Raw genomic sequence first — 6,585 nt, 5'->3', positions numbered from 1 at the left:
CTTCAAGGTTATCTTTTAACTTCTTGTTAAACTTCTGCATCATTTCTTCTTGTTGTTTCTGACGCTTTAAAAAGTTTTCAAATTTCTTTTTATCGTTAAAATTTAATTCTGATTTTTCTTTTTGTGTTTTAGAGAGTTCTTCTAATTCTTTTTGTTGTTTGTCGAATTTTTCCAAAGATTTATTTAAATCTTGAATGGTTTCATTTTGTTCTTGTAGTTGTTTTTGCTCCTCTTCTTCTTTGGTTCTTTTTCTGTATGTAAATACTGTACTCTTTGTGCTTTTATTTTTTCCTACAGCGTCATTGTCAAATACTTCAAAATACAAATCGTAAGCAATGCCTTCTTTTATATCTAAGTCATTTGGAAAAGCACTTATAAATTCTGAAAAAGTAGCTTTAGAAATTTCTATTGGTTGGTATTGTTTTTTTGTATCGTTGTCACTTGGGTAATAGACTAACTGTAATTTAGATAATCCATAGTCGTCATTTACTTGTCCGAAAAAATATAGTGATTGTTGATCGAGCGAGTCTATTTTAGTTTTTAAGCTTAATTCTGGGTATTCGTCTCTTATTACCGATATATTAAACGCCAAATTCTCGTAATCTTTAAGGTTTCTATTACTTGTGCTAAGACTATAATCTAAATTATTATAAACGCGCTTAGACGCTTTAAAATCGTCTTTAGATTCATTATTAAATATTATTGTATCTTTAGAATATAAATAAACTTTGTCTGTTGCTTTTGTTTTTAGTTTCCATGTAATGTTTGTTCCATGTGGAACAACTGCACTCCCTGTACTTTTTAAAACTTCATCTCGCTTTTTGGTGTAACTTGGGTAATCTAGTAACATTTCAAAACTTAGCAAAGTTGGCACTTCTACTACACTCAACGTGTAAGGTTTAGAGGTTACATTATTTGCAGAAAGTTTAAATGTAATGTCCTTTTTGGGCTGCTCAAAAACATACTCGAATGTTCCAGCGCCTCGTTGCTGTAAAAAATAGGTTTCATTATTAAATGTTATTTGGGCGTTTTCTGGTACTACTTCTCCTGCTGTTTTTACTATTAATCTAAATTCTTTGTTTTCTAGAGCTTGTAAGTTTTCATTTATTACAAAAAATTGAAATGGTGCTGGTGGCTCATAAGCTGTTTGGTAATTTATTACACGTTGGTAACTATCACTAAACCAATTCATTTTACCAAAAACTGCTGTTATAATAATAATGAGTACTGGTATAGCAGCATATTTTAAATATTTAGCATTCTTCTTAAAATTAATGGCTAATTTAAATGGAATTGGTGTTAATTCTGCAGATTTCTGGTCTATACTTGCTGCAAGTAACTCTGAGTTAGATTCTTCTGCATTTAACTGGAGTACATTAAGTAATTTATCGTTTACTTCTGGGAAATGATTTCCTATTAGTTTTGAAGCATCTTCATAATTTATTCCTTTTTTTAGTTTGAATAGTTTTGCTAATGGAATAGCAATAAATTTGTAAAATAAACCGATCTCTACAGCTACAAACAACCAAAATAAAATGGTTCTTGCTGTAGTGTTTAACCAAAGTGCAGATTCTACAAGTAGTGTAATTAGGAAATAGAGTAACCCAATACTAAAAAATAAAATAGCGCCTTTTATGAGCTCATTGGTATAGTATTTTTTAATAAACTGTTCTAGTTTACTTTGTATGTTTTTAAAGCTATTCAAAATTTCTAGTTTTTAACTCTCTAAAATACAATTTTGATTTTTAAGGTTTTACTTTTTAACAACTTTTTAAACAGCAGGGTTAAATAACCTAAATAAAATTGACCTCATAACGCTTTAAAAAGGAGGAATACACTGCGTATAAAAATTAAGTTCCAAGATAACTTTGCCTGCTGTAAAAATGGTATAAGCCGAACAGCCAAAACAATAAAGTAGGCGTTATTTAATTAATTTAATCATGAGAAAAAATCAACTATTCTTTTATCTGGCATTGATAATGTCTGTAATTACAACTCAAGGACAAGATAATAATTGTCCAAACAATTTATTAACAAATGGAGATTTCAGTACAGCAACTTGCGGTGGGGACTCTGCATTTCAAAGCAACTGTGTAACTAACTGGGTTAGATCTAGTGGCTCTCCATCTTTACATGGCTACCCTACTAATGCTTATGCATGGCTATGGTCGCATGCAGGTGGCGGAGAGTCTATTGCTGGTAGTATTAACTTTACAGCAAATACAACTTATACTATTTCCTTTAGAATAAAAACTGATGGTGTTAATGCTGATTGCACAGAAAACATAGCTACTAATTCTCAAGTGTTTATAGTTGCAACAAATAATGCAGGTGCAGTGACAGCTACACCTACAGGTGATATTATACTAAACCAACCAGCATCTGCTTCATTAAATAACTGGACCAGTATAACGACTACATTTACTCCTACAGCAAACTACTCGCAATTGTGGGTTTACCCTTTTAAACAAGTTTCCGATGGTTGTCAAGTAAATTTAACCATAGACGATATTTGTATAACTTTAGCTCCAAATAACCAAGGTGCATACTGCTGCGAAGGAGAGAATTTAGTAGATAATGGAAATTTTGAGTCTACTAATACAAGTTTTTCTAGTGATTATACTAATGATGCATCATTATTTCCTGGAGCTTACAACATAGATAATAATGCAACACTTTTTGGAGCTACTATAAACGATCACTCTTTTTGTTCAGATTCTACACAATATGCAAATAATAGTCAATTTTTATTGGTTAACGGAAAGACTACACAGTCTGCAGGAACTTTTGCTACGGTATGGGAACAAACAATAAATACAGATCCTGAAAAAAATTACAAGCTTTGTGCAAATTTTAAAAATATGCCGCAGTGTACTTTTGATATTTTACCTGAAATTCAGTTTGAAATTAATGGACAACTTTACGGTTGGGAAAAAATAAATACAGATCCTACAAATCCTTGCGATTGGTTACAGATTACTGAATGCTTTACAGGGGAAAGTGATGTAACTACTATTAAAATTCTTTTAAAAGAAGATGGTTTGGGTGATGGAAATGACTTAGCTATAGATGATATTTCTGTACAACAAAAATTAGATCAAAACTTAAGTTTAACTATCCAAAATCAAGGGAATCCACAGCAAATAACTGGTTCTATAAATACAATAGATATCGTGGATGATGCTTTGCTTACTGAAGGTTCTTGTTTTAATAATGATGATGATAACAAGTACTATTGGTTCGTTTACGAGTTGGCATCATTCCCTTTTAATGCGCCAATAGATTTTGTAAATATGGCTCCAAATTCGTTTTCGTGGTCTAGCAATATAGGTGGTTTTAGCAGCCAATTACCAACATCGGCAAACCCAACTTGGGATTTAACCACAACGTTTCCTAATTATACTTTTGAAAACAATAAATTGTATGTTATTGGTATGTATGTTCCATCTTGTTGCGATAGTTGTTATGATGAGGCTTGGTCTTATCAACTAACCTTAAACGGTTTTAAAAACTCAGACAGTAATTTAGATACCGTATTTACAACAGAGGTTAAAGAACATATAAAGGCTTTATTTAAATCTTTTGATGGAGCTGAAAATATAAATACGATAGAGAACTCTTTATCTATTTATCCAAATCCTGTAGGGAGTATTTTAAACATAAATACCCAAGAAACTATAGAGTCCTATGAAATTTATGATTTATTAGGTAAAAAAATACAGAGCAACACTATTAGTGAAAATAAAATAGATGTTTCTAATTTAAATGCAAGTCTATATATATTGCATGTTAAGACTACAACAAATAAAAGCCATTCTATAAAATTTATTAAGCAATAAGTTTTAGTATACCTTTTTAATAAAACCTTTAAGTATTTTAATATTTAAAGGTTTTATTTTATTTTTAGGTATAATGAAAGATTTAAAATACATAGCAGCTTTTACAATTCCTTTAACTGCTTTTATAGGTCTGTATTTTAAAGGTTATTTTAGCTTTTTAACACCTGTTTACGCTTTTGTAATTATTCCTTTTTTAGAATTATTATTACCTGTAGATACTAAAAACCTAGACACGAAATCTGTAGATATAAAACTAAAACAGAATTTTTTTGATTGGTTGTTATATTTAAATTTACCTATCGTTTTTAGCCTAATTGTTTTAAGCTTATATGTCGTTACAAATAGCTCACTTACTATATACGAACTTATCGGTTTAACATTTTCATTAGGAATAGTTTTAGGCACTAATGGAATAAATGTTGCGCACGAACTAGGCCACAGACAAAAAACAAACGAACGTTTTATAGGTAAAGCATTATTACTGCCCTCTTTTTACATGCATTTTTATATTGAGCATAATTTTGGACACCATTTACATGCAGCTACTCCTGAAGATCCCGCTACGGCTCGTTACAATCAAACAGTATATTCCTTTTGGCTAACCTCAACAACACGACAATATTTTAATGCTTGGTCCATACAAAAAAGACTTTTAAAAAATAAAAACACTTCCTTTTTTAGTGTTAATAATGATATGCTTTGGTATACGTTATTTCAAATAATGTACTTAGTAATCGTATTTACAGTATTTGGAGAAACAGGAGTTTTATTTTCTATTTTTTCAGGTATTGGAGGCTTTATTCTTTTAGAAACTGTAAATTATATAGAACATTATGGTTTATTAAGACATAAAACAAAATCTGGACGTTACGAGCGTGTAAAAGAAATACACTCTTGGAACTCAAACCATGTTGTTGGCCGTATTGTTTTATATGAATTAACAAGACATAGCGATCATCATTATAAATCTTCAAAAAAATATCAAATTTTAGACTGTCATGACGAGAGCCCACAAATGCCTTGTGGTTACCCAACAGCTATGGTTTTAGCTTTAATTCCGCCACTTTGGTTTTACGTAATGAATAAACGAATTCCTAAATCCATGATTATAGATTAAAAACTTAACCTGTTTTTATAAATCAAGTCTGTTTCACCTTTCATCTTTAGTCTTATCAAAGTATCTTTGCTGTTATTAAAAACACAGATAATGTCTAAAAATGTTAGGGTGCGTTTTGCACCAAGTCCAACTGGACCTTTACATATTGGTGGTGTACGTACAGCACTATTCAACTATTTATTTGCTAAAAAACATAATGGTACTTTTGTTTTAAGAATAGAAGATACAGATCAAAATCGTTATGTTGAGGGTGCAGAAAATTATATAATTAATGCGTTAAACTGGTGTAATATTCCTTTTGATGAAGGTCCTGGAAAAAATGAAACTTTTGGTCCATACAGACAAAGTGAGCGTAAGCATTTATATAAACAATATGCAGATAAATTAATTGCTTCTGGTAATGCATATTATGCTTTTGATACTGCAGATGAATTAGATTTTCATAGAAAAGACCATGAATCTAATGGTAAAACATTTATTTATAACTGGCATAATAGATTAAAATTAAATAACTCATTATCTCTTTCTACAGAAGAAACTAAAGCTAAATTAGAGGCTGGAGATCATTATGTTATTCGTTTTAAATCTCCTCAAGATGAAACATTACATCTAAAAGATATTATTAGAGGTGATATTAAAATCGACACTAATGTTTTAGATGATAAGGTTTTATTTAAAAGCGATGGTATGCCAACTTATCATTTAGCTAATATTGTAGACGACCACTTAATGGAAATTTCTCATGTAATCCGTGGAGAGGAATGGTTGCCATCTTTAGCTTTACATATACAATTATATACTGCTTTTGGCTGGGAAGCTCCAGAATTTGCACACTTACCATTAATTTTAAAACCTACAGGAAAAGGTAAATTAAGCAAACGTGATGGTGATAAATTAGGCTTTCCTGTGTTTCCTTTAGAGTGGAAAGATCCTAAAGAAAGTGCTATTTCAACGGGTTATAAGGAAGAAGGTTATTTTGCAGATGCAGTAGTTAATTTTTTAGCCTTTTTAGGTTGGAACCCAGGTACTGAGCAAGAACTTTTTAGCCTAGAAGAATTAATTTCTGCTTTCGATTTAGATCGTGTAAATAAAGCTGGTGCTCGTTTTGATCCAGATAAAATAAAGTGGTTTAATCACCACTATATGCAAGAGCAAAATAATGAAGCTTTAGCTGAAGCTTTCAAAGCTAAGTATTCTGAATTAAACGATATTGATGTTAATTATATTGCTATGGTTGTTGATTTAATTAAAGAACGTGCAACCTTTGTAAGCGACTTTTGGCAATTAAGCAGTTATTTCTTTGTTGCTCCAGAAAACTACGATGAAAAAGCTTCTAAAAAAGCTTTTAAAGATGGTACTAAAGAGATCTTAACATCTGTAATATCTATAGTCTCAAATATTTCTGATTTTGAAGTAGAAATGCTTCAAAAAGAAGTAAAAGGTTGGATAACTGGAAACGACATTGGTTTTGGTAAAGTAATGATGCCTTTACGATTAGCTTTAGTAGGTGCTTTACAAGGACCCGATGTTTTTGATATTATGTATATGATAGGCAAAGGTGAAACCATTAAACGTTTAGAAAAAGTAATTGGTATATTATAAACTTTTTTTAAAGTATATAAAACAAAA

The 6,585-nt window shown here is 30.6% G+C and carries 4 protein-coding genes; 3 read left to right on the top strand and 1 reads right to left on the bottom strand.

Annotated features, from left to right (window positions below):
* Nucleotides 1-1,705 (bottom strand): DUF4175 family protein (locus ACVC2P_RS13725; protein WP_452599023.1); only part of this gene is annotated, 1,705 nt, incomplete at its 3' end.
* A 274-nt stretch (nt 1,706-1,979) separates the two neighbouring features.
* Between ACVC2P_RS13725 and ACVC2P_RS13720 the strand changes: the two genes are divergently transcribed.
* The 3 genes from ACVC2P_RS13720 to gltX all read left to right on the top strand — a co-directional run bounded on the left by ACVC2P_RS13720 (nt 1,980) and on the right by gltX (nt 6,558).
* Nucleotides 1,980-3,839 carry a T9SS type A sorting domain-containing protein gene (locus ACVC2P_RS13720; RefSeq protein ID WP_452599022.1) on the top strand — a complete coding sequence of 620 codons (1,860 nt, stop codon included), beginning with the start codon at nt 1,980-1,982 and terminating at the stop codon, nt 3,837-3,839.
* 73 nt (nt 3,840-3,912) lie between these two features.
* Nucleotides 3,913-4,956 carry an alkane 1-monooxygenase gene (locus tag ACVC2P_RS13715; RefSeq protein ID WP_452599021.1) on the top strand — a complete coding sequence of 348 codons (1,044 nt, stop codon included), beginning with the start codon at nt 3,913-3,915 and terminating at the stop codon, nt 4,954-4,956.
* A gap of 90 nt (nt 4,957-5,046) precedes the next feature.
* Nucleotides 5,047-6,558: a glutamate--tRNA ligase gene (gene gltX / locus ACVC2P_RS13710; protein WP_452599020.1), complete on the top strand. Its 1,512-nt coding sequence runs from the start codon at nt 5,047-5,049 to the stop codon at nt 6,556-6,558.
* Nucleotides 6,559-6,585 lie beyond the last annotated feature (27 nt).

The organism is Pontimicrobium sp. MEBiC01747 (assembly GCF_053601635.1).
This window is presented reverse-complemented; position numbering and strand designations above follow the sequence as displayed.